Raw genomic sequence first — 25,517 nt, 5'->3', positions numbered from 1 at the left:
AAAATTGGGTTATTTGGGTTCAACTGTAACCACTATACGTTTATAACTGGTTAAGACAGGATATCCTTTGTCACTTAGTTTTAAAATGATATGGAAGGTTTGGGTTTTATTTACCTCTGGTGTTTCAACATTAATAGCGTGAGCGTTATTTGCTGCGCTTATCTTCACTGGTTTTTTGTAGGTACCAGCCTCAGGGTAATCAAACCATAAAAAGGTTAGGTTATCACCGTCCGGATCTGTTGAATGACTTGCATCTAAGGTAAATCCTTCTCCTGATTTAACTGTTAGTCTATCACTCGTTTTTAATACAGGTACAGGTGGATGATTTGCGTCTTCATAACTTTTGATCGTCCAATCCATACGCGCAGCAAAATCGTTTTGGAAATCATCACGCCAGCGCCATAGGGTTTCTTTGTAACCTTCAAAGGTCTTTTTACTAGGAATAAGTGAGCGACCATATTCACCTGCTACATAAGGCGTATACTTATCATCTGCATTCGTCCAAATAGGGCGAGTTTCAGGTGCAATAGTTACGATTGAACCACCATCTTTCACTTTAGAAAAATCCGGTAGGTAGTATTCATAACGACCACCCCAGCCACCCCAATTAGGTTTTTCTGCATGGTTAAGTCCATTTGGAATTAATGAAAGGAATGCTGGTGTGTCGCCTTCAACCCCCCAAGCTACATCAGGGTAACGGGCGCCTAAAGGACCGTGGTTTTGCTGGATATTTTTAGCAAACCATTTGTTACTTATGCTGGTGTTATCTATACCATCAATAAAGGTATTGATACCAGTCCAGGTTGCTTGTGCATAACTATCTCCAGGGCTAACAATATAGAATACTTGTGGAAAATTTTCCCTGATCCATAAGGCACTATCGTCTTGATCTGAAATAGTATATACCCTGATTTTTGCAATCATTTCTTTGGCTATACTGGCTGGTTTGGTTTCTCTGATCTTATAAAGAGCCTGAGCTAAGGTATTAACTCCTCCCCATACAGATATCCATAAAGGTCTTTGGTCTTTACGTTCTAGTTCTTGGATTATCCAATCAGAACCTTCAGAGTCATGGCCATCTCCCACGCCCAACATGCCGTAAACAGGTAGGCCTGTTTTGACTAACTTTAAAAGTGACTTTGCACTGGGATATCCCGGCTGGTGTTTATTTAAATTTGCTTGAACTTGGCCGTAAGCATTAATTACTTTAACTATTGATTCTGGTTCAACTGAGTGATGATACCAAGCTGATGTGGTGGCCACTAAACCTCTTATTTCTATTTGGTTGGCATATAAAAACAATCTAATTAAAGATTGAGTATCGTCAGGATCAGCCTCGATATCGGTTAAAATTATGGTTCTATGTTTTTCAATGTCTTTTGCTAAAGTAGACACGGATAGCATAATTAGGCATATACATATTAAAAATAATTTCATTTTGAATGCTTCATTGTTGTTTTTATGTTGGTTTACCGTTAATTAACTGTAATTCTTTTTGAATGGTTTAACTAGACCACATGTATGTGATTGATTTAGTTCTTCAATTATTAAAACTATTATTTAGGTATATCCAAAGCGCTACATTGGTTTTGTTTCCAAGGTTAGATTATTGGATAAATTGCTTGTGGTAGGCCTCTAATGAACTTATTTGTTGATTTTCATGGTTAATGATTGCCGAAGGCATTTTAGTGACATCATCTGAATTCATAGTTAGACTAATTTGCTCATATAATTGACTGTCAATGGAATCAAAAAATTTGCCATTTTTAGTGGCATAAGCACCAACTGATTTATCTTTTAACATATCCCTAAACACCTGCTTAGCGGCTGGTATCTGTGCATTTAGTACGCTTTTTGCGTGAGGTAATATAGGGTTGTTGGTAAATAAGTCAGACGTACTTGTTGCTGTATGTTTTTGTTTATTTTTGGTCCTAACAATCACACCTTGTAAGTTGTTTTTGTCCCAAGGTTTCCCATGGTAAATGTTGCCTTGGATATATGCTGTTGGTTTAAACGGTTGTTCACTATAAGACAAATCAAATATACGTTCTGCTTTACTGTCAGGGCCAGGTAAATAATAGTTGTTAACTAAACTAAAACGGCCATTTTCACTTCCATATGCAGAGTTATGTCCCCAATTAAAAATCAGATTGTTGACTACTTCAATATACTCTTCTTCGGCGGTATACGGCGAATTTAATCTATAACCATTTATGCGAGGTGTGCGGCTAACATGGTTGGCAATAATGTTATTGACAAAGGTGGCGTTTCTTCCGCCCCAGATACCACCGTAACCATGGTTGCCTTTGGGGTGAATAGACTTATTTAGGCTGTTTGAAATGATGGAGTTTTGTAAAGTGAAATTGCTATTACCATACATGCTAGCGGCTTCGTCAACGCTCCAGCTAATGGAGCAATGATCGATAATTACATTCGTGGTATTGCGCACGGTTAACGCATCCTCTGCGTATCCATAAGTACCTAGCCTAAAGCGTATATGTTGAATAATAACGTTGTCAGCTGAAACAGTAAAAGGTGCGCCTACAATGGCAACACCATGAGGTGAGGTTTGCCCCAAAATGCTGATATTGCCATTATTAATCTTAAGAGGTGAGGTAAGTTTAATCACGCCGGAAACATCAAATTCAATGATCCTAGATTGTTTTAAACGTATGCCGTAACGAAGGGTACCTGGCTGTTTCGAGTCATTCAAAGAGGTCACTCGATAAATTTCTCCGCCATGTCCACCTTGGGTGAACTTGCCAAATCCTAGGGCTCCATCAAAGGCTAATGGAGTCGAATTTTCATTTGCACAGCTAGTTGAAACTACAAAAATTAATACCCAGAAGGCAAAGGATTTTTTGAATACATGTAATTTTAGCATAGGATATTTAACGTCTTCTTTTCTTATTAGTTAAAATGTTTTAACAAATTTAAATATATATTGACAAACTGGAAAGCAAAATGATAGCTTTTTATGCCACCGGTGGCAATATTTTAAATGTTGTCTTCGATGTTACATAAATTCGTTATCAAAAATATAAAAATATATTCGCCCTATAGGAAGCAAATATGAAAAGCATGCAATTAAAAGCAATTTCTGCTGCAGTCGCTTTAGCGTTATCTCTGCCTGTTTTGGCACAGTCTGAACCTATTGAAAATAGTATTTCAAAAGAGTCATCAGATGCCGTTGAAAAAGAAAGCCCAGAAAACCAACAAGAAAACAGTGGTGATACAGAAGTTATTGAGGTCAAAGGTGTGCACCTAGCTGATATGAAAGCTCGTGCATTGGAGCGCTCTAGTGACTCATACAGTTCTGTTATCGCAACAGACGACTTGGGTAACTTTGTTGATCAAAACGTGGCAGAGTCTCTACGCAGATTACCGGGTGTCACCTTAGAGCGTAGTGAAGGCGAGGGCACACATGTGTCTATTCGTGGTTTAGGTCCAAATTTTGTTGCGGTGAGTATGAACGGTGGTGAAATGGCCGGGGCCGGTGATGATAGAGCGGTTGGCTTGGCCGGTATCACAGGTGATTCATTAGGCTCAATTGAAGTATTTAAGACCCTTACACCTGATCTTAACCTAAATTCTATTGGTGGCATGGTGAATGTAAAAGCTATTTCCGCCTACGACAAAGGTAAAGAGAGTTTTAAAGTTAAGGTACAAAACTCCTATCAAGAATTGAGTAAACAACATTCGCCCAAATTTGCCCTTGATGGCACAGAGTTTTTCTTTGACAAAAAATTAGGTATTGGATTTTCTGCTGGTTTTGAAAGTCGTAAAACTCATGTTGAAGATGGTCGTCAACATGACACTCTCACCATGCGTTTACGCCAAGCCGATCTCGGCTATGTTGATGGTTCGGTTACCTCGGTTGAGCCTTTTGGTGATCAGGTGTTAGCCCCTAGTCAATTAGAAAAACGGTTAGAAGATGCTACCCGTGAAAGAACCACAGCCAATGCCAATATAGAATTTAGACCTGATCAAAATAACCAATATTATGTCAGGTTGAACCATTCAAAATACACAGATGATGATATTGCCTTGAGGGAAAAATTCGATTTTGCTGATGGCGATGCAATTGGTGGTGGAGAAACTGCTTGGGTAAATGAGGCTACCAGTGAATTTATCGTAACAGATATTGATTTACAAAATCAGTATTTTATCCAAGAGGGTGAAAATATTACTAATACTATGAGTATTGGTGGTAAACACTTTATTGGTGATGCCACTACCTTTGATTATGAATACGCCTATTCAAAAGCTGAAACCTTGATCCCAGAAGGTCGAAGAACCCAATTTCGTGAGCGGGATTTGATTGTATTGGGCCAAGGGTTTAAAGACGGTATTAATGCAAGAGTGTTAACCCCAGAAGAAGCGGCGAGTATTTCTGGCTTAGATCCAGCTGTATTTGATGGGGCTAATAGTGCAGATGTACGAGGTGATGCTTCGACTCTCGATAACTTTGATTTAGATAATATCTTTTTAGAAGACAGTACTCGTATTGACGAAATTAAATCTCTAAAAGTTAACCTTAGGCAAAATTTTAATTTTGATCATTTAAGTTATATCAAGATCGGTGGCACAACATCTGAACGTCTGCATGAACGAGGTAAAGATCGTTGGAGTTTTATTCCACAAGATGGTGATTGTAATGGAGTAGCTGAGTGTATAGCGGTTCAAGAGTCGCCATTGTCAGCTTATGCAAATGAAATTCCTGCGACTGGGAATTTCACTTATCCGTTACCCACAAGAGATGAGGTTGAATATATTACTGCCATAGCTGGACCGTTAGCTGAATCAGCTACTGGCGGCAACGTTTCTTTTGAAAGTACTCGAGATGATTATCAAATTAATGAAGATACTTACGCACTATATGCCATGGCCGAATTACCCATGAGTGATGAATTAACCCTAATTACTGGGTTACGTTACGTGCACACTGAGTTTTCTTCTACTGGTTTTTTATCGATTAATAATGATAGTTTTGATTTTGGCGCACAAAGTGAATTGGATATCAGTATTCCATTGCCTGAAGCGAAAATCACTTACAGTGAATATTTTCCTAGTGCCCATTTAAGATATGAACCCACGGACGATATTTTAGTCCGAGCTGCACTTTGGACCAGTTACACTCGTCCAACATTCAACCAAGCTCGTGGTTTCGCTAAATTCGATAGTCGAATTAGTTTGTGTGATCCAAATGATTTATCTTTATGTGGTGATGATCCTGGCGACTTAGCCAGCCCAAGTGCCATTGATTTGCAAGGCTTTGTATTAGGTTCAGACAATGCTGTAAAGGTTGGGAATCCTAATTTAGTCGCTATGAGTTCAACAAATTTTGATACCTCTATTGGTTGGTACCCAAGCGAAGATCTATTTATGGAAGCGTCGTTCTTCTATAAGAGTATCGACAACTTTATATATGATGCTGTAGGCCTAAAAGATAGTTTAGATAGCTTGCCGTTAACCTTACCTGTCGATCGTGTGACTGCTTTTGCCATCCCTCAGGATCTCGTACTGAATTCCATAAATATTACCCTAAATGGTGAAAAAGCCACGGTTTTAGGCATGGAATTGAGTTACAACCAGTTTTTTGAAAATGGTGTGTTTATTCAAAGTAATGCCACTTTCTTAGATAGCGAAGCAAAAGTTGATGAAAAGATCCGGCTAGACAAAGTACGTATGCCCAATCAAGCGGATACCACAGTTAACTTATCTGTGGGTTGGGAAAATAATGATTGGTCTGCACGGGTGATTGGTAACTATCGTTCAGAAATACTAGATGCTGTGGCCTCTGATGAAACTTATGATCGCTACATTGATGCTATTGCTACGCTTGATGTGAAGGTTAAATACGACCTAAACAAGCAACTTTCAGTTTATTTTGATGCGATTAATTTAACTGACGAAGTCGATCTTAAGTATGTACAAGGTAACCCACAGTCTGGCGGAAATGTCATGTTTCAACGTGAGTTTTACGGTTCGTCTTACCAAGTTGGTGTGAATTATAAATTTTATTAATTGTTATTTAACGACTTACAAATTTAGCGATTAAAAGATGAATAATAATCGTAGACATACACAGTCATCCTCGGGAGGGATGTATGAACTATAAAAATAGAATTACAGCAAGTGTGCTAAGTGCCCTGGTATTAGCTGGTTGTGGTGCAGAAAGTACTATCAATGTAAAACAAGACCCTTTGCCACCCATTGTAGGTCAGTTTGTTGATGCGCCAGTGGCTGGACTAAGTTATAGCATTTCTAGAGATGCAAGTGGTGTATCTGATGCTATTACTGGCACCACAGATGCAAATGGTAACTTTGAATATTTTAGAGGGGATTCGATCACCTTTTCCATTGGAGAAATTACCTTTCCTTCAACCGCTGGGGCAAACTTTGTCACGCCGTTACAGGTATTTGGTACAGACACTGTGTTTAACCAAAGAGTAGTGAATACCCTTAGGTTATTACAAACACTAGATGCTGATGGAAATCCAGAAAACGGCATCAGTATCAGTAGTGAAGCTGCCTCAGCAGCAGTTATGCCAATAGACACAGAGAGTTTCTTCACTCAAAGTGATGAAGAATTTGCTGCACAAATTGAAGCTTGGTTACCTAATGCAGGCACATCTAATACAAGTGTGGTCAGTAGAGATGCGGCGATTGAACATTTTGTTAATTATGTTGATGATGAACTGAATCTAAAGCAGCCTAATGCCTTTGATCCTACTAAGTTTTCAGGAGTTATAACACGTGCCTATGTAAAAGCTGGAGAGGTAACAACCGAAACTTATGTGTTCACTCCTGAAGATTCAGATACTGGGCTAAATGGACAATTTTCTCAACTTGATGGCGAAACTGAAATTGCCACCGGTAGCTATGCATTTTCATTTGGTAATCGGCACTTAGTGTTAACTCAGCAGGTTGATGGTAGTGACGATATTGTTACTCAGTTTACGGGTCGATCTTTTAATACTGAAACAGGTATTTATGGTCTGTGCTTAAGTGACGCCTCATCCAGTTTGGCTGAAAATGCTAAAGAATGCGACGACAACGAAACCGCTGCAAATAACTCGTTTGTATTTGCTGATGCTCAACTTGAAGCAGAACTCTCTCGTTTGGCAGAGTTACCCGCAGAAGAAACTCGTGAATTGGTAGAAGAGTTTGCAACTGACGCCAATACATTTCAAACCTCTGGTTATAAAAAAGTTGGGGATAATCCATTATATGCTAAAACGGGCGGCTCTTTAGTTATTGAAAATAATGCTTTAGTGCTAACAGGAGACCGATTTAGCATTGGTAATAACACGCCTTCGGTGACTACCTCTGGCAGCGATACTGTGCAAAGTACCAGCGATGCGGGGCACCGTTTTAATCTAAGTCAAGGTTTTACCATTAGTTTTGACGTGGTTGAACATGGTGGAGGTGATGCCGGTGCTGGTTCTTTATCTATCTACGCTGATAATAATACAACCAGTGAAAGTAACTCTGTTCATGGTCGATCTTCTAAATTTTTAAGTATACCCATAAGTAATGCTGACTTTGTTGCAGGTGAGACCTTTAGTTATACTTATGATCCAGTTGCAGCAGCTGCCGCATTAGTACTTGATCCAGAAGCAAGAGTACTTAGCCCATTTGTTAAGAACTCGTTTATACAAATACGTACTGATAGTGCTGGAATTATTACCATAGATAATTTGGTAATAGATACTGTAGCTGGTTTCGGTATTCCAAATGATACAGACAATGCACCAGAACCTGAGCCCGAGCCAGAACCAGAGCCGCAAGCACCGGTTATTCCGCGTATTGATTTACCGGCATCTGCTGATTATGTGGGCGTGACAGAAGATATCTTCTCTACTGCTTATGGAACGATAAAAGATGCAAGTGGCGCAGATATTCCTTTGTACACTAAAACCGGTGGCTCTGTAGCGATTGTGGCGGATGGTCTTGAGTTAGATAGTGGACGTTTCACTATTGGTCACTCTACTCCAGATGTAGATACAACAGCTGATGATACCTCTGCAACAGGTGTGTTGGATTTATCTCGTCCTTATTACGTTATTATGGACATTGTGTCGGTAAGCGACGCAGATGGAGATAATAACTTCCAAATCTACGTAGATAACAGCACATCGAGTAGTTCAAAATCTATTCATGGTGGTGCTTCTAAATTCTACAGTGAGTTAATTAACACCCATGTTGCTGGAACAACCCTTAAAGTTGAAGGTTTAGTAGCGACCAATAATTCGTTTATACAATTACGTACTGAAAGTGGTGGTACGGTTGTTATTAATAATTTACGAATTGAATACTTAGACGAAAACCTGTTGTTAGAGGAAACCTTTAACGAGGCTACTGCCGAAACCTTCTTTACCGCAGAATATAAAGCCTTAGCTACAGATAGTAGTGCGCCGTTCTTTAATATTACTGGTGGTGGCAGTAATATGGTATTTGCTGATAACCAGTTAACCTTAAATGGAAGTCGCTTTACCTTAGGGGAGACGAACCCAGGTACAGACACTGCCGAAGGTGTGGCACCTGAAGGCTCACTTGATTTATCTAAACCGTACAAAATCTTTGTAGATATTATTGCCATTAGCGAAGACAGCGACATGTCTAAAGACTTTTTGATTTACTTGGATAACAACACTTCAAGTAGTTCTAAGTCTCATTTAGGCGGTGACTCAAAATTTTATCATCCTGATTTGGCTGATTTAGTAGTGGGGCAAACCATTGAAGTAGAAGGCCCAATAGCCACGGCTAATTCATTCTTACAGTTTAGAACTGAAAGTAATGCTAACGTCACCATCGATAACATTCGCATTGAATATATCAATAACAATATTGTGGTTGATGAGGTATTTGACGGGGCAACTGCAGAGCAGTTCTTTACAGCAGACTACAAAGCATTACCAAGTGATGAATCGGCTCCTTTATATAATGTGACTGGTGGTGGCAGTGCTATGGTATTTGCTGATGACCAACTCACTTTAAGTGGTAGTCGTTTTACTATTGGTGAAACTAATCCTGGTACCGACACCGCAGATGGCGTTGCGCCAGAAGGTGCGTTAGATCTATCTATTCCTTATAAAGTGTTAGTAGATATTGTAGCGATTAGCGAAGACAGCAATATGACTAAGGACTTCTTGATCTATGTTGATAACAATACGTCTAGTAGCTCTAAGTCCCATTTAGGTGGAAGTTCTAAGTTTTTCGCTTCTGATTTAGCGGATTTAGTTGTGGGTCAAACACTTGAAGTAGAAGGTTTACTGGCGACTAAGAACTCTTTTTTACAAGTTCGTACAGAAGGTAGTGCTACTGTTACCATTGATAATCTTAGAATTGAATATTTAGAGCAAGACAACACTGTCTGTGGTCAAGCGACTGATTTGTATTTCTGTGATGATTTCACCGCTGGTAACTTAGACAACTGGCAAATATGGGCATCAACGAGCGCGTCTTCAGCTGAAGGTGAGTTTGATATTCTGACGTTGGAAGATGGTAATAATGTGATGCGTTATACCGCTGGTGGAGCCGGTGGCGAGATAATAGTAGCGACAGATGCTGCTATGGCGAATGTGCCAGATAGCGGTAACTTTTATGTTGAAGCAGAAATACGCCCTCGTCAAAATAGCACTACTGCTAATAAACAATTGTACTTAATGGCGCGTTACTTAAGTGAAGGCAACTGGTTTGGTGGTGGTTTGAATATGCAAAATGCCAGCAGCAGCACTCGCGTCGAACTGGCGATTAGTACAGAGGGCTCTATCTCTCGTCCAGTCCAAGCCAAAACACCTTTGTTGTTAGGTGAAAAAGGTGGAACGGAAGACGGGGTTTGGTACACAGTGCGTTTTGAGTTAATTGATGATGCCCTTACCGTTTATTTAAACGGTGAAAACATGGGCTCAGTGAGTGATACATCTTATACCGCTAAAGGTTTAATTGGTATTTTCACTAACAACCGTTCATTCGAGTTAGATAATGTCAAAGTGGGCGACCCTAGTACTAAGCCTATCCAGTTAACCTTGGATTACAAAGAGCCTAGCTGGGATCCAACAACAACTACCGACGCATTAGTTATCAATATTGCAGCATTCCAAAATGATGGTGAGACAGCAGATACTTTTAGCGTGACTTCAAGTAACCAGAATATTGTAGACGTAACTATTGAAGGCACTATGGTGACGTTAATGCCAGTGGGTGAGGGGGATGCGACTATCACTTTCGTTTCTGGATCTGATGCCAATATAATCCGAACTATCGAAGTTTCAGTAGCTTCTGGGTTTAATCAACCCACTATGGATTACGGCAGTATCGCTGGCTTAGTCACACCTGATGTGAGTAGCACAGACGGGTACATTGATACTAACTTAACTATCACTTTTGACTCAGAAGTCAGTTTAGATAGTGGCGGTGAAGTGCATATCTATAAATCGTCTGATGATTCATTAGTGGACTTGTTACGTGTTGGTTATAACCTAGATGTATTGTCAGCGTTAGATAAAACTCGTGAATTGAAATACACGCCTTTATCAATTGCCCAAGATGGTAAAACCTTGGTTATTGACCCCAGAAATGATGTCTTAGAATATGGCGAAACTTACTATGTTGTAATAGGTGACAAAGTCGTTAGCGGTGCTAAGTTAAATGGCATAGACTTTATTGGCCTAGGTAAAGTGTCTGATTGGTCGTTTACTACTAAGTTTGTTGGCCCATCTACTAATCATATTTTGGTTAATGACGATGGCGAAGCTGATTTTAGAACGGTTCAAGGTGCTCTAACTCACATTATGAATAATGTTGGTAAAGATGCGCAAGCAACAGTTTCTATCAAAGATGGTATTTATAACGAATTATTATTCTTACGTAACCAAAACAACATCACCTTACAAGGTGAAAGTCGTGAAAATACCATAGTGCAATATGAAAATTATGAGAGCCTAAATGGTGGTTCAAGTGGTCGTCCATTGTTCTTGGTAGAAAGTGCTGACATGTTGGTATTAAATAATTTCACCATAAAAAATACTCATGTGCGTAACAACACTGACTCAAACCAAGCCGAAACGATTTACTTCAATAGTAGTCATAGACTAATCGCTAATAATATGAACTTTATTAGTGAGCAAGATACCTTGTTAATCAAGGGCTACGCTTGGTTCTACAATACATTGGTTGCGGGTAATGTTGATTTTATCTGGGGTTACCCGGTAGCTGCGTTATTTGAAGACAGTGAAATTCGTACCATAGGTGATTCTAAAAATGGTCCAACGGATGTGCCTGTGGATGGTGGTTATGTACTTCAATCACGTACTCCAGTGTTAACTGATCCTGGCTTTGTATTTTTAAACTCTGAGTTTACTCATGGGGCAGGACCTTTAGGTAATACAGTAGCTGAAAATTCTACCTATATTGCTCGCGGGGCAGGTAAAACTGACTCATTTGATAATGTGACGCTGATCAACAATAAATTTGATACTCATATTATTACCAGTGGTTGGTATCCAACTCCAACTCCTAACCCAGCTGTTTCTGATGCACTTAGTGGCTTTAGAGAATATGGCAGCATGGATATGAGTGGGAGTTTATTAGATGTATCTAATCGTGAAGGTGGTTATCAATTAATCGAATCTGAAGTAACTGATTTAACCAGCCGTGTAGGTATATTTGCCAGCTTTAATAGTGGTGCAGGTTGGAGTCCAGAACCACTGGCGATCCCTAGCTTGCCTGACGCTCCAGCAGAAGCTGCTGATGTAGTCGTAGAGACTGGTTTTGCTGGTTATAACTTTGACATAACCGGTGGTGCTGGTGGTTCGACAGTTACAGTGAATAACGGACTAGATTTAATCAGTGCCTTAGCGGATGCAAAATCAGCTAATAGCCCAGTAACGATTTATGTTAATGGCACTATTACCGATGCCAATAGTGGCAATACAGGTAACTCAATTGATATAAAAGATATGAATGATGTGTCTATTATTGGTGTGGGTAACCAAGGCGAATTGGATGGTATTGGTATTCAAATACGCCGTGCTAACAATATCATTATTCAAAACCTGACTATCCATGAAGTATTAACAGGCGGTAAAGATGCAATTTCTATTGAAGGTGATGATGATGGTTCAACTACCTCGAATATTTGGATTGATCACAACGAATTGTATTCATCTTTAGAAGTGGAGAAAGATTATTACGATGGTTTGTTAGATTCGAAATCTGGCGCTGAGAACATTACGATTTCTTATAACTATTTACATGATAGCTGGAAGACGTCTTTACATGGACATTCTGATGACGATAGTAATGAAAACAAGAACCGTAATATTACCTTCCATCATAATAGATTCGAAAACTTAGAATCTCGTGTACCTTTATTTAGGTTTGGTTTTGGTCACTTGTACAATAACTATTTCAATAATATTAATTCCACAGCGATTAACTCAAGAATGGGGGCAGAGTTACTAATTGAAAATAACTATTTTGAAAATACTAAAAACCCTATTGTGTCATTTTATTCAGACAATCTTGGATATTGGAATCAGTCTGGTAACTTCTTCGGAGTAGGAGTAACTTGGTCTACGCCAGCTTCAGGAGATGCCACTGGCCAAGACGGCAGTTCTACTAGTACTTTTCAAGTTCCATATGACTACACTTTAGATCCAGCGGATGAAGTCAAAGACAAGGTACTAGCTAATGCGGGTGTGGGTAAACTAGATCAAAGTGACTTGGATATTCCAGAGGTAGAAGTAAGTGAACCACTGGATGATCCTATTCAAAGTGATGTGACATTGCCTTATAGTGAAAATTTCTCTGCTAGTAATAGTGATGAATTTTTTAGCAATAATTACCGTGATTTATCAGGCTCTGCTGGCGATGGTACACCTATGTACCATCGTGTAACCGGGACGGTCAGTATTGAAAATGGTGAGCTAACCATGACAGGCGCAAGAGTGAGTATAGGTAATACCACTGGCTCGGTATCTACTACTGATGCAGATACTAACACTACTGGTGTATTTGATTTAAGTGGTGCTTATCAAGTATCGTTTAAAGTGGTGAGTGTGGCAGGTAATACGGATAAAAACTTCCAAATCTATGTAGATAACAATACCTCTGGTAGCAGTAATTCGATTCACGGCGGTTCGTCTAAATTCCATTCAATCGCTTTGAGTGAATTGGTACCTGGGCAAACTTATGTGGTGGATGGGTTAAGTGCATCACAAACATCTTTTATCACTATTCGTAGTGAAAGTGATGCAACTATTACTTTGGATGATTTAACCATTCAATAAGATGTTGAATAACAAATTCGAACTCCCTTTAAGTGACGACTTAATGGGAGTTTTTTTATGGAGAAAAACAATGTTAAATACAAAATTTAAGGTAGGTCTTTTATATTCGATTTTTATTAGTTCAGCGAGCATGGCTAATAATCCTTTAAACTTCGGCAGTGATATTAGAACAGCCGACCCTTCTGGCCATGTTTGGCAAGATGGTAAAATGTATTTATACACCTCACATGACGAAGAGTGCCAAGCTGATTTTTGGATGAAAGATTGGCATGTGTTTTCTTCTGGAAATTTAGTGGATTGGACTGCTCATGGCGCAGTGCTGTCTGTAGATGATCTGACCTGGGCCGACAACTATGCTTGGGCGCCAGATGCAGCCTATAAAAACGGTAAGTACTATTTTGTTTTTCCAGCTGGTACAGGGCACAAAGACAGAGTCAATCCAGAAAAGAGTACTAAGTGGATGGGCATAGGTATAGCAGAAAGTGATTCACCTACAGGGCCATTTAAAGACATGATAGGTGCGCCTTTATGGCAAGAACCCTATGCCAATGATCCTTCGTTATTTATCGATGATGATGGTAAGGCTTATTTGTACGTTCACGCAAAAGCCCATGATTATCATGTGATGGAACTAGCCGATGATATGCGCAGTACAAAGGGGGAGTTAGTCAAAATGGATATGGGTGGCTACGAGCCTAAAATGGAAGGCCCTTGGGTGTTTAAACGCGGCGAATATTATTACTTTACTATGCCTGAGAATAACCGAGAGTTAAGTTATTACATGGCCTCTTCACCAAAAGGGCCATGGCAATATAAAGGTGTGTTTATGCAACAAGAGCATAATGCTAATAATCATCACTCAATTGTTGAGTTTAAAGGCCAATGGATTTTGTTTTACCATAGGTGGATAGAAACCCCTGCATCGGGTTGTACATTAAGAAAACGTCAGCGTCACAGTGCTGCTGAGTATATGTATTTTAATGATGATGGCACTATTCAAGAGGTGAAGCGGACATCACAAGGGGTGGCTGATTTTGCTAATAGAGTCGCTAAAGAGAAATAATTTTTCTTGATCCGGGATAAATTAGTAAAATAAAAAGGGCCGGTAGAATCATTCTACCGGCCCTTTTTTAGTCAATACTAAGGACTTTACACTTTGCCCTTAGTAAGAAGCTCTAATACCAAACATGACTTCTGTACCATTAGTGTTGTACTCACGAACTAGGTTCAAATCACCTGTAGGACCTGTGGTGAATAAACGCTCTTTTTCGTTGGTTAAGTTAATGATTTCCAGAGTAGCGGTAAAATGTTCATTAATATTATAGGAAGACGAGAAGTCAACACGAGTTGGACCAGTGTTGTTTTGACTTACGTTACCGTTTGATGACCCACCAGTTTCGTAATCGTCACGGCTATTAACGTATATACGTGCACCGAAGGTATCATTTTCATAAAAAACACCTAAGTTATAGGCATTTTCTGATAAACCTCTCACGATATCGTCACTATCAATGTATGTGTAGTTAGCATCAAAACCAATTCCCATAGGCAGTACATAACGAGCAGCAAGTTCAATACCTGATATATCGTCAACTTCACTAGAATTACTTTGTGTCGTTAAGTTCCAAGCATTCGTGTCATATGCTCCAATTGCACTGGGGTCATAGTTTGGAGTACCTACATCATAGATAGGGTCTGTTGCTACTATGTCTGCATACTCTTTCGGCAATGTGATATTTTCTGCGGTCGAACTCGTAATAGAGTCAGTGATTTCTTTTTGGAAATACACTAAAGCAACATACGACTCATCTGCAAAGTACCACTCAGCGCTTAAATCAACTGATGTTATGGTTTCTGGACCAACACCAGGGTTAGCAACACTTACGCTACCATTAATTGGCGTACCATTAACTTGGCCTGTCAATGATTGTGGATTTGGGCGTGATACGTTTTTAGACCATGCAGCACGAAGGAGTACATCATCTACAACAGTATAAATAAGGTTTAAAGCAGGTAAGGTATTGCTATAGGTTTCTTCAATATCACTCGCATTACCTTTAACTGTAGTTTCTACATAACGCACACCTGCATTAATGGTTAAATCATCTAGATAGTAATCAACGTCAACGTAAAGCCCTTCAGTGGCTTCAGAAACAATATAGTTACCGCTGCGTGCGTCTGGCAAAAATTTACCAGCACTATATTCTTGTCTTGCAACATCAATATCGGCTATTAACCAGTCTGTGAATAAGCCACTCGGTGCACCAATTGTGTCACCAAAGTTAGAAATAACATTAGAAAGGCTCATGGTATTACTACTATTAGCAGGATTAGGATCTGTTAGGCCATCAGGAGCACGGGTATGTGTGGAGTCAATAATACGATCGTTAGACGTATAACCCGCTTTTAGAGTTGAACCTTCGTCATTGAATTCCCAAGTTACGTCTGCACGTAAAGTTTCGTTTTCACGAGTTACGTTGTCACGACGATGATGTGGGCCCGTCCAACCGAAATTAGATACGTCAGTAATATCATAACCATAAGACATAGTTGGAATATTTTCATCTTCAGAAAAGTCATATGCAAAGGTAGTAGGCGTGCCAGTTAAGTTATAACGATACTGCTCTTCGTTATGCTCAGAAGTAGCTTTACCCGCCATAAAACTTAGGGCGATGGTGTCAGTTAATTGATAGTCTGCGTCAAACACTACTTGGTTAAATTCACTGGTTGCGTATTGACCACGGCTTTCTGAACGTGGTTCTACATTACTAAAACTACCAGCAGTGATGTAACGACCTGACGGGTCAAGAGTAACAGTGTTCGGTATAATACCGTTGTGTAAATTACGGAACTGAGCAAAGAAGTTATATGATTCAACATCTGCATCTCGTTGTGAGTCTAAAATATTTAAACTTAACTCAAGGTCGTCAGTTGGGCGAGCTTGCAATGAAACAAGGAAGCTGTCGCGACTTTGTTCTTGGTTAAATGAGTCAGTGCGCGGTAAACGTGGCGCAAACATGTAATCGATCGGGGTCAATGAAGGGTTACCCGCTTGAATTTCAGCATAATCAGAATAGTTTGCAGTTGGATTTGGTGTACCGTTAATTACCATATCTGGATTATTTGCCCAGCCGTGCCCTTCTGGATCACTTCCACGTAAATTAGCAACAGGTGAAGTCCAACGAACTGTACCGAAACCTTCTTGTTCAACAGTACGTTTACCGCTACTTACACCTACTAGTACGCCCACAGTGTCATCTAAAAAGGTATTGCTGACAAAACCATTAATAACTGGGTTTGTATTGCCATTTTGTACGTTATAAGAAGATTGCAAAGAACCAGTGGCGTGTAAGCCGGGTTTGTCTAAAGGACGCAATGTGTGTAGTGATACAGTTGAAGCTACACCACCTTCTTCTAAACTGGCTGAATAAGATTTATTCACATCCATTTGGCCAAACAGCTCTGAACCAAACATATTAAAGTCAAATGAACGGCCGCGATTAACCCCACCAGAAGAATCTAAACCACCAGTAGATGCAGGAATTTGCATACCATTTAAGGTAACTTGTGAGTAAGTCGCACCCATTCCTCGTACGGTAATGTTTCGGCCCTCACCACCTTCACGAGTGATGGCTACACCAGGTAAACGTTGTAAAGATTCTGCAAGGTTAAGATCAGGCATCTTACCCACATCTTCACTCATGATAGTTTCTTTAAAGTTAGTGGCATTACGTTTTTCGAAAAGCCCTCTATTTAATGAACCTCTAAAACCTTTAACTTCAATAACTTCTGTGTCATCTGCTGCTGGCGAGACAGGTTCCTCTTGGGCATGGGTAGTTATACTAGATAAGCCTAAAATTAGGCCGCTAATTGCAATATACAATGGCTTCTTTTTAAACTGAGCATTGGTTTTCATATGTGTATCCTCAAGTGCGTATCAATGATTTTTCCTATGCAACAGATATTAAATATAGTCTTTGCATATTGTAGTTAATTTTTACTTTTTCGTTAGTTATCAATTAGCTTACAAACTAATATTATGAACAACTTAAAATCAACTTTCGCTACCGGTGGCAACTTTTTATTGCTACCGGTGGCATCGGCGATTAAGTTAACGCTTCAAGCATTTGTTTGTCAATATTAAATTAACAAAAAACATACAAATAATGAAAATAACGATTTCTTAAAATAATTATCTTCATGTAGAGTTTTTAAAAAAAAGGATTATATCTTTACTATGTGAAGATAATTAAGCTGTTGTTTATTATGGTTATTTTTATTTTTTTGAATCTATGGTTACTTAATGTTGTTTTTGTAACTTTTAGTCGTAAGACAAGCTGATAACTGTCTTTTTGTGTTTTTTAATTTCAATTTTTTAACATTTATAAAATGTTTTTTAGCTGGTTTGTAAATAATATTTTATAAATTTTGTTGACAAGGTATTTTTATCAATGTTAACTTTCTTGCCACCGGTGGCAATTGGGTTGGGTTAATCTGGTGATTTATTCAGTTAATTGCTACCGGTGCAAAGGTTAGTGTTCTACACATAATAATAATCTTGGTCTACCAAGAAAACCCAAACATCATTCATTTGATGTAATGAATATTTATTGGTTAGCTGTTGTTTCGTGTGTGTTTCTGCCGTGAACTAATAAATTTTTCAAAACTGACCACCTCAATAGAGGTGGTCAAACTACATGGTATCTTATGATTTCAAATAGAAGAATTTTTATCAAAGGTGTGTTGGCAAGTGCTGTCATCAGTGCGTTGCCTGGCTGTCATACTAATTTAAATACGCTGAGTCCTCTCAATTTAGATGCAGATTGGCAGAAAGCTAAACGCATTCGAGAGCAGATAAAACAGCCAGAGTTTTTAGCCCAAGATTTTTTGTTAACTGACTATTTCGATAACCAAGAATTTCTAGATAGTCAAGCTGTTACTGATTGTACTTCAGCGTTTAAATTAGCCATTAACGCTTGCTCAAAAGCCGGTGGGGGGAGGGTAGTTGTACCTGCAGGAACTTATCATACTGGCCCAATTCATTTGCTTTCAAATATCAATTTACATTTACTAGAAGGTGCTTTAGTTAAGTTTATTCCAGAACCCGAACGTTATTTACCAGCTGTAATAACACGCTGGGAAGGTCTAGAGCATATGGGCTATTCACCTTTAATTTACGCCTATGAGCAAGAAAATATCGCTATTACTGGTAAAGGTGTCCTTGACGGCAGTGCGGATAACGCTACCTGGTGGCCATGGAAGGGGCCGCATAAAGAAGCCCACTGGCAAATCATTCCAGATCAAGATCAAAAACCAGCCCGTATGGCCCTAATGCAAGACGCAGAAAATAATGTACCAGTAGAAAAACGTATTTATGCTGATGGTGCATTTTTACGTCCGCCATTTATTCAACCATACAAGTGCAAAAACATTCTTATTCAAGACGTTACCATTAAAAACTCTCCATTTTGGTTAGTGAATCCTGTTTTATGTCACAACGTAACCGTTAAAGGAGCCAACTTTTTAAGTCATGGCCCAAATTCTGATGGCTGTGACCCAGAGTCATGTGACCATGTATTAATAGAAGATTGTACATTTGACACCGGTGATGACTGTATTGCTATTAAATCTGGTCGTAATGCTGATGGTAGGCGTTTAAATATACCTTGCCAAAATATCGTTATAGCTAACTGTAATATGCGTGAAGGCCATGGTGGTGTGGTTATTGGTAGTGAGATTTCAGGCGGGGTGAACAATGTATTTGTTGAAAACTGCCAAATGGATAGCCCTGAATTAGAACGAGCGATCCGCATAAAAACTAATTCTATCCGTGGTGGCCTGATTGAACATTTGCGTTATCGCAATATTCAAGTAGGTAAAGTTAAAGAAGCGGTCGTAATCAACTTTTATTATGAAGAAGGTGATGCCGGCGACTTCGATCCTACCGTTCGAGATATAGTGATCGAAGACCTTAATTGCCAACAAATCTTTAAAAGACCGCTCAACATTCAAGGTTTTAGTCGCAAACCTATTAGCGATATACACCTTATAAATTGTCATTTTAATCAAGCTCACTCACAGTCAATTGTGCGTAATGTTGAAAACTTTACCACGAATAACGTCAGTATTAATGATAGGCCTATACACGCAACCGAATTAATTGAAGTGATGTAACTCTCACTTTTGAAGTACTAGTAGGAAATATAATATGCCCCGTTCTATTCAAAAATTGGCTTTGAACCCACAGAGATTGTTTTCTGCCAATAAACAAGTCGCTGATATAGCCTCTGAGCTCTATCAAGAAATAAAAGACTTACCCATTGTTAGTCCACATGGACATACAGATCCAAGTTGGTTTAATGAAAATAAAAACTTTCAAAATGCTACTGACTTGCTGATCAGACCCGATCATTATGTATTTCGTATGTTGTATAGCCAAGGTATTTCATTAGATTCTCTAGGTATTCCACAACACGGAGATAAAGGGGATTTAAGTTTATACAAAACGGCTGATCCTGAGAAAATCTGGCAACTTTTTGCAGACCATTATTATTTGTTTGCAGGTACACCATCTGGATACTGGTTAGATGATACATTTTCTAAGATATTCGGCTTTACTGAAAAACTATGTTCAGACAATGCTCTTGAATATTATCAGGAGATTAACCGCCAGCTGGTGTTGCCTGAGTTCAAACCTTTGGCCTTAATGGATAAGTTTAATATCGAATTAATTGCCACTACCGAAGGGGCATTGGATTCACTCAGCCATCATTCGGCAATCAGTAATACTCAATGGGCTAAGCGTGTGATCACCTCATTTAGACCTGACGATGTGGTGGATGCTAGCCGTGAAGATTTTGTCGAAAACCTAAGAAAACTGGCGGATTTAACCGGCGAAAATACTCAATATTGGCAAGGTTATTTAAGTGCTATTCGCAAACGCCGACAGTATTTTATCCAACACGGTCGGGCTACAGCTACTGATCATGGTCATCCAACCGCACTTACGGCTGATTTGTCAGCAGAAGAATGTCAGGCTTTGTTGGATAAATGTTTAGCCGGTGAATCTACTGAACAAGAGCAAGAGTTGTTTAGAGGTCAAATGCTTACTGAATTAGCCGGTATGAGTATTGAAGATGGATTGGTAATGCAAATTCACCCAGGGGCTCATAGAAACCATAACGCCTTGGTATTTGATTATTATGGTCGAGATAAAGGGTGTGATATCCCAAGTAATACTGAATATGTCAATGCGTTAAAACCTTTGTTAAGTAAATACGGTAATCACCCTAATCTAAAGATCATATTGTTTACTTTAGATGAAACTACCTACAGCAGAGAATTAGCCCCTTTGGCTGGTCATTATCCAAGTCTTAAACTGGGTCCTGCGTGGTGGTTTCATGATAGTCCTGCGGGTATGTTGCGTTTTCGTCAACAAACCACAGAAACCGCTGGGTTTTATAATACGGTAGGGTTTAATGATGACACCAGAGCGTTTTTATCTATTCCTGCACGCCATGATGTAGCGCGTAGAGTGGACTGTCGTTATTTAGCTGAACTTGTAGCTAACCATCAGATCACTAAACAAGAAGCACATTCTTTGGCTTATCAATTAACCTATGGGTTAGTGAAAAAAGCGTACAATTTAAACTAGGAGCTAATGCTCTCATTTTAGAAGAAGAGTAATACCAAATGATACGTATACAAAAAGTTGGATATGCAGCGTTTTCTTTAATAGTGTTGTTTAACCTATTAACTGCTTGTAAAGATACCACAAAGGCTAGTGTCGAAGAGCTTGGCGGGCAAAAAGCAATCACCCAAAATAATTGGCTGGCGAGCGCCGAAGTACATAATCCATCACTTTTTGAACGTAACGATGAACTGACTTATTTAAGCTTTTATGATCTTGGATTAGATAGTGACTTCACAGGTTTTTTATCTGTTAAACAAGGCGAGGATGTTTTGCCCTCGCAAGTAATTGATAATGACTTAGATGGAAAGTTTGATGGTTTAATTTTTGCTACAAACTTTCAAGCCGGGGAAACTAAACAATTTGTGATTAATCAAGGTGACAAATCAACCCATAAACTGGTTAAACGAACACAAGCTGAGATATCCCATAAAATAGGTGGTGAGTGGGGGCCTCATGAAAAATACACTGACGGTAAATTCAAAGGTTATACAGGTGGCAACTTTGTTAACGTTGATACCCTTACACCAGAAAAACACTACACAGATCATTCTAATTGGATCCGCTATGAGGGCCCGGGTATTGAGTCTGATAAAGTGGGTTATCGAATATATTTAGATCATAGAAATGGCTTTGATATTTTTGGTAAATTGACGCCAGAGCCTGTACTACAAAACGTAGGTCAAGATGGTTATGCCTCTTATCACGAGTTACAACCTTGGGGCATGGACCTGCTCAAAGTTGGAAGTTCTCTTGGCGCCGGAGGTTTTGGCTTGTGGCATAATGACACTCTTTCGTTAGTTAGCGACGTAGATTCTTGGACAGCTACAATTCATGCAAATGGGGCACTATCCTCGCATTTTAGTATTGATTACCAAGCTTGGAAGAGTGACATAGGCCAGCAAGACCTTAAAGCATTTGTTTCAATGCAAGCAGGTAGTCGATTGGCTAAGCTAACTTTAGATATGTCAGCGCCAGTTGAGACCATGGCAATTGGTGTGGTGAAACATAAAGACACTGAGTTTATACAAGGTGATATAGATATCACAGGAAAAGCCTATAGCTTTATTGCTAGCTGGGGTAAACAATCTTTGGATGGTGGCCAGTTAGGTATGGCGGTTTTCTTTCGTAGAGAATTGTTAAAAGAAGTGACGCAAGATAAAAAGAATTATTTGGCCATAATGTCACCAAAAGGTAATCCAACGCCAAATAATCCTAATGCCATGCAACTAGACTATTATTTTGCAGCTGTGTGGGACGAAGAAAGTGGTATTCATAACAAACAAGATTTTGTGGCCTATTTAGAACAAGAGGCTGAAAAATTAACCGTCAAACCTAGAATTCGTTTAAAAACTAAAGCCTCTAAATCGGCTATAGCTGAAACTGTAACCGCTGACAACGCGCTGAATTGGGCTCGCTTGTTGGCAGACAGTGAATTAAAGCGTAAAGGTTATACCTATAGGTATGATGGTTGGGATATCAATCGTAAACGTTTGCCTAAATTTGAGTACGACATAGTGGGTCTAACCCCTCATACATTTTATTTGTTGGGCGAAATCACAGGCGAAGATAAATACCAAGAGATGCTGCACAAAGTGACCGGTTCTTTTATAGAGGATGACGGTACAATTAAACGCTATAAACTCTCAAACTATAATATTGATGCTGTGTCGCCCGGTGTTGCCGTTTTAGCTTTATATAAAGAAACTAAAGAACAAAAATACAAAACCGCGATAGATACCTTAAGACAACAACTTAAAGAGCAGCCAAAAACCACAGAAGGCGCTTTTTGGCACAAGAAAAAATATACCAGTCAAGTATGGCTAGATGGCGTGTATATGGGTATGCCTTTTTTAGCTGAATACTCTAACTTATTTGAAGATGGCCATAGTTTGGACGAAGTAGTCAATGAATTTGTGTTAACTCAAAAATATCTTAAAGACAAAGCAACGGGTTATTATTACCATGCTTGGGATGAAGCAAAACAGCAAGATTGGGCTGATCCTGAAACTGGCTTATCCCCCGAATTTTGGGCCAGAGGTATGGGCTGGATGGTAATGTCTTTGGTGGATGTTCTTGAGTTAATTCCTGAATCAAAAACTGAACTAAGAGCCCCATTATTACAAATTGCTCAAGAAGTGGCTGTTAGCCTAGAGCAAGCCATGGACAAAGAAACGCAGACTTGGTGGCAAGTCATGGATAAGCCCCATGTTGTGGGAAATTATAGAGAATCCAGCGCATCTGCCATGTTTACTTATTTTTATGCCAAAGCAATCAAGAATGGTTATATAGATGATAAATATAAAGCTGTCGCTCAAAAGGCTTATCAAGGTTTAATAAAGGAATTTGTTTTGGTACATAGCGATGGCACTGTCAGCATGACTAATCAATGTTATGTGGCTGGATTAGGCTTCGGCCGAGACGGTAGTTATCAGTATTACATGTCTGAACCTATATGGAAAAATGATGCAAAAGGCAATATCGCCTTCATAAGAGCCAGTATGGCCATGCACGAGCTACTGCTGGTAAAGCAGTAGCTAAGGAGTTATTTTAGTAAAATAACCTAGGCATAGTTAAGTGTACTATCTTGTATTTAGCATAAAATGCTTTGTTTTAGCATCATGCTTATTAAGTAGTGCACTTTTTGCAAATTCATTTTTGATAGACGATAGCTATACCGTATTCGAACGTTTTCAACGTTATCAGCAGAAATACCCCGAAATAAGCCTGCCTAAATTAAGGTTTAACGCACAACAAAGTATTCTGTTCGATATTCCTTATCGAAAAGTAGGTAAGCGAACATTACATCTCGACTTGTTTCTTCCTGATGCAAATAACCTCAAGCCCCACACTATTATTTTGGTGCATGGGGGAGGCTGGCGTTCTGGCAATAAATCTCATATGTATTTGTTAGCTAATACATTATCTAAAAAGGGCTACCAAGTAGTCATTCCAGAATATCGTTTATCAGTCGAAGCGCTGTATCCCGCTGGCTTGGAAGATCTAAATCACGGTATTGATTGGTTAAGATCACAGGGCAGTAAATTCGGCCTAAGTTCAGACAAGTTAGTGTTAGTGGGCGGCTCTTCTGGTGGACAAATGGCTGCGTTAATTGCTAATACAGCGGATAAAACATTATTCAAAAAAGGAATTGAGCAGAAAAACACTCAAGTACAAGCATTGGTGGTGTTGGATGGACTGTTGGATTTTGAACACCCGCTTGCATTAAAGTACGAAACCAAGAAAGGTCGTGATGCTGCGGCTTCATTATGGTTTGGTAATACCTATGAAGAAGCTCCAGAAATCTGGCGACAGGCCTCAGCAGTTAATCATATTAACCAAAATTCACCTGCTACTCTAGTTATCAGCAGTGGCCAAATGCGCTTTACTGCTGGTAAAGATAAAGTACTCTCCGAGCTATCTCGGCACAATATTTCTAATCAATATATTCAGCTTAATGATGTGATGCATACTTTTTGGCTGTTCGAGCCTTATTTATCAATTGTCGGCCAAAAAATGGTAAAGTTTTTAGAAAATTAATCGTGTTTGATATTACACCCTGTATTTTGAAAATCTTTAGGCCAAGGCTCTAACCAATATTTATTTTGATTGATTGGTACCCATTTAGGCAAGATGGGATTACATATTTGCAATACAGTTTTATTTTTGAGATCTAAGTTTGCAACAGCTTCAATGGAAGAGGGGTGTGAAAAAAAGAACTGGTCAAAACTCCCGTCATCAATGGTTTTATTTAGTCCATATTCCAACCGTTCGGCCAGTCCTTCATTTTGTTTATTGACATAAAAAGCCGTTAAACTTGGATAACGCAGAACTAAGTGTTTTTCTATCTGAACCGGCTTATCTCCGTAGGTATTTAATTCTGTAATGATTTGCAAAGAGCCTCGAGGAAAATAATCAAACCTTTCATGAACTAACATATCAATCAGGGTTTTGATGCTTCCCGCTTCTTGCACAGGTAAGTTATTTTGATTTAATACATCTACATCGGGCCAGCCAATACCTTGACCCGCAACAAAATTTTGTAAGTCTTGTAGTGAATTTACATTGTTGAATTTTTCTTGAGCATCATTACGAATGATAAATAGTCTGTATCCCATCAGCCCTTTTGAAATGGGTATGGGGACAGGTCTAAAACGCTCATCTCTAAGTGTGTTGGCTGTTAAGGCCACAACGTTTAATAAATGGTTGTTTTCTAGATACAGCTCAATCCTTGCTAGAGGTAATTTATATTTATGTAGCTTTGCAATACAAGGACCATATTTATCTTCAGATTTTTGTAATACTAATTTTAATAGTTGAAATATGTAATCCTTTTCTGGCTGTAGAGAATCTGATTTTGGCGGGAAGACTAGTACTTTCTCGTTTTCATTGTTAACAAGTTCACAGGCATTTATCGCGGATATATATATAAAATTTAGTGCTAAAGTTATTGCAAGTAACGTAAACCTTTGTAGATGGGGAATTGCCGTGGATGTTTTGTAGAACGGTTTCATTTTCAACAACTATTT

At 39.1% G+C, this 25,517-nt stretch carries 11 protein-coding genes; 7 read left to right on the top strand and 4 right to left on the bottom strand.

All coding sequences use genetic code 11. The annotated features are described in order from the left end of the window. Positions 1-9: 9 nt before the first annotated feature. Both L0668_RS15895 and L0668_RS15890 read right to left on the bottom strand, forming a co-directional pair. A complete protein-coding gene (locus L0668_RS15895) occupies positions 10-1,437 on the bottom strand; it encodes a DUF1593 domain-containing protein (RefSeq protein ID WP_235313708.1) in 1,428 nt (475 codons plus the stop codon). A 169-nt stretch (positions 1,438-1,606) separates the two neighbouring features. Further along, positions 1,607-2,884 (bottom strand): pectate lyase family protein, encoded by a 1,278-nt coding sequence (locus tag L0668_RS15890; protein ID WP_235313707.1) that lies wholly within the window; start codon positions 2,882-2,884, stop codon positions 1,607-1,609. 188 nt (positions 2,885-3,072) lie between these two features. Between L0668_RS15890 and L0668_RS15885 the strand changes: the two genes are divergently transcribed. The 3 genes from L0668_RS15885 to L0668_RS15875 all read left to right on the top strand — a co-directional run bounded on the left by L0668_RS15885 (position 3,073) and on the right by L0668_RS15875 (position 14,361). Further along, positions 3,073-6,027, top strand: a complete 2,955-nt coding sequence (locus L0668_RS15885) for a TonB-dependent receptor (protein WP_235313706.1) — start codon at positions 3,073-3,075, stop codon at positions 6,025-6,027. An 83-nt stretch (positions 6,028-6,110) separates the two neighbouring features. Further along, complete coding sequence (locus L0668_RS15880; RefSeq protein ID WP_235313705.1) at positions 6,111-13,298, top strand: pectinesterase family protein; 7,188 nt, start codon at positions 6,111-6,113, stop codon at positions 13,296-13,298. Between the two features lie 70 nt (positions 13,299-13,368). Further along, positions 13,369-14,361: a family 43 glycosylhydrolase gene (locus L0668_RS15875; protein ID WP_235313704.1), complete on the top strand. Its 993-nt coding sequence runs from the start codon at positions 13,369-13,371 to the stop codon at positions 14,359-14,361. Between the two features lie 99 nt (positions 14,362-14,460). Here the strand turns inward: L0668_RS15875 and L0668_RS15870 are convergent, their stop codons facing one another. After that, positions 14,461-17,214 carry a TonB-dependent receptor gene (locus L0668_RS15870; RefSeq protein WP_235313703.1) on the bottom strand — a complete coding sequence of 918 codons (2,754 nt, stop codon included), beginning with the start codon at positions 17,212-17,214 and terminating at the stop codon, positions 14,461-14,463. Positions 17,215-18,005: 791 nt separating this feature from the next. Between L0668_RS15870 and L0668_RS15865 the strand changes: the two genes are divergently transcribed. The 4 genes from L0668_RS15865 (at position 18,006) to L0668_RS15850 (ending at position 24,528) form a co-directional block, all read left to right on the top strand. Continuing rightward, positions 18,006-19,472 carry a glycoside hydrolase family 28 protein gene (locus L0668_RS15865; RefSeq protein ID WP_235313702.1) on the top strand — a complete coding sequence of 489 codons (1,467 nt, stop codon included), beginning with the start codon at positions 18,006-18,008 and terminating at the stop codon, positions 19,470-19,472. A gap of 34 nt (positions 19,473-19,506) precedes the next feature. Continuing rightward, positions 19,507-20,952 carry a glucuronate isomerase gene (gene uxaC / locus L0668_RS15860; protein WP_235313701.1) on the top strand — a complete coding sequence of 482 codons (1,446 nt, stop codon included), beginning with the start codon at positions 19,507-19,509 and terminating at the stop codon, positions 20,950-20,952. A 38-nt stretch (positions 20,953-20,990) separates the two neighbouring features. Beyond that, positions 20,991-23,525, top strand: coding sequence for a DUF4861 family protein (locus L0668_RS15855; RefSeq protein ID WP_235313700.1), 2,535 nt, complete (start codon positions 20,991-20,993; stop codon positions 23,523-23,525). A gap of 121 nt (positions 23,526-23,646) precedes the next feature. Next, on the top strand, positions 23,647-24,528 hold the full coding sequence (locus L0668_RS15850) for an alpha/beta hydrolase (RefSeq protein WP_235313699.1): 882 nt from the start codon (positions 23,647-23,649) through the stop codon (positions 24,526-24,528). On the opposite strand, the gene L0668_RS15845 is transcribed toward L0668_RS15850, so the two are convergent. Beyond that, complete coding sequence (locus tag L0668_RS15845; protein ID WP_235313698.1) at positions 24,525-25,502, bottom strand: transporter substrate-binding domain-containing protein; 978 nt, start codon at positions 25,500-25,502, stop codon at positions 24,525-24,527. The two genes, L0668_RS15850 and L0668_RS15845, sit on opposite strands and share 4 nt — an antisense overlap. Positions 25,503-25,517: the final 15 nt, after the last annotated feature.

The organism is Paraglaciecola algarum (assembly GCF_021532655.1).
GTDB classification, from domain to species: Bacteria; Pseudomonadota; Gammaproteobacteria; order Enterobacterales; family Alteromonadaceae; genus Paraglaciecola; species Paraglaciecola algarum.
The sequence above is the reverse complement of the archived record's forward strand: the minus strand, read 5'-3'. Positions and strand labels throughout refer to the sequence as shown.